The 1,514-nt window shown below is 64.8% G+C and carries 2 pseudogenes; one reads left to right on the forward strand and one right to left on the reverse strand.

What is annotated here, in order from left to right:
• Positions 1-204: 204 nt before the first annotated feature.
• Positions 205-976, reverse strand: a pseudogene (locus ACZ6CZ_RS38030) (transposase).
• Positions 977-1,069: 93 nt separating this feature from the next.
• Between ACZ6CZ_RS38030 and ACZ6CZ_RS38035 the strand changes: the two are divergent.
• Positions 1,070-1,423 (forward strand): annotated as a pseudogene (locus ACZ6CZ_RS38035) (hypothetical protein); the annotation flags it as partial.
• Between the last annotated feature and the right edge of the window lie 91 nt (positions 1,424-1,514).

Raw genomic sequence — 1,514 nt, forward strand, 5'->3', positions numbered from 1 at the left:
CGCTGGAACAGATCCCACAACTCGTCCGGCACCAGCCGTTCAACGATCCCCACCACAACCGACAGCCTACTCAGCCAAATGAGATGACCTCTTAGTGAATGGCGCCGCGGCCTTTTGCCAGCCAGCAATCGAACTAAGGGCCGTCCCGGTAAAGATCTTGAAGTCGCCTCGTTCAAACGGGCCAGCCACCCTGCTGCCTACGACCTATCTGGCGAGGGCGAGGTTGTGCATCCGGGCGATGCCGAGCATGGCGCGGTGGACACCGTCGCCCTTGAGGCGGCAGTCACGGAGGATCTTCCATGTCTTCATGCGGGCGAAGACGTGCTCGACCCGGGCCCGGACCTGCTTGTGGGACTTATTGTGCTCCTCCTTCCAACCCGGGAGTTGGCTCTGGCCTCGCTGTCGGCGGTGCGGGATGACGAGTCCGGTGCATGGGTAGCCGCCGTCCGGCGATCGTGAGGGTCTTGCCGACGGCGGCCTTGGCGCGGGATTCCTCCCACGCTTTGCAGTCGTTGCGGTTCCCGGCGAGCGGCCGACCGACCACGACAACCAGGCGGGTGTCGGCGTCGATGACGACCTGGTGGTTGGTGGAGTACCGGTAGTTCTTCGACCGCTCGGCGATGGAGTGGTCACGGGTGGGGACGAGGGTGCCGTCCACGATGAGCACAGTACCTGTGGCGAACCGCTTGCAGGGCTGGAGTGCGAGCCGGGGTCCGAGGTGGTTGATGACTCGGCCGGCCGTGGACTTCGAGACGCCGAACAGCGGTGCGAGCTGCCGCAACGTCAGGTTCGTTCGCCAGTAGGCCGTAACCAGCAACACCCGGTCCTCCAGCGGCAGACCCCACGGCCGGCCTCGGTTGATCACATCTGCTCCATCGCGTCGGAGCGCGCTCAGCAGCTTGCCGAAGCAGCGCGGGCTCGGCCCCGCGAACGGGGTTATCCAGGACGGCTCCGACGCCGTGATCACACTCGCCACCCCATGATCACCACTCAGGCCAGCCTCATGCCGGGGCATGCCCACAGCTACGCTGATCGAGGCAGTCCACAGTGAGTAAAACCGGGGGAAACCGTGAACCGACCTCTGCTGTTCCTCGACGTGGACGGGCCACTCAACCCCTATGCAGCCAAGCCGGAGAGGCGTCCCGACGGCTACACCACGCTCCGGGTCCCCCGGAACGACGCCCATCAGGAGGACAGGGGCCTGTCGTCCAGACGACGCCCCCTGCGAGTCTGGCTCAACCCGGAGCACGGACGAATCCTGCTCCGGCTCGGCTTCGAGCTGTGCTGGGCCACCACATGGATGGACGACGCCAACCGGTGGATCGCACCGGTCCTCGGCCTTCCTGAACTTCCCTTCGTGAACTTCCACGACGTCCTGCTCCAAGAACGCCCTGATGGAGTCCACTGTAAGACCGGACCGCTAGGCAGTTTCGTTTGGATCATCGGGCGGACCAGAGGAAGATGCCCGCGATGTGGAGTCCGGCCAAGTAGATGGTGGCTGTCTTCTCGTAACG

The sequence above is a fragment of the Streptomyces sp. NPDC041135 genome (assembly GCF_055592085.1).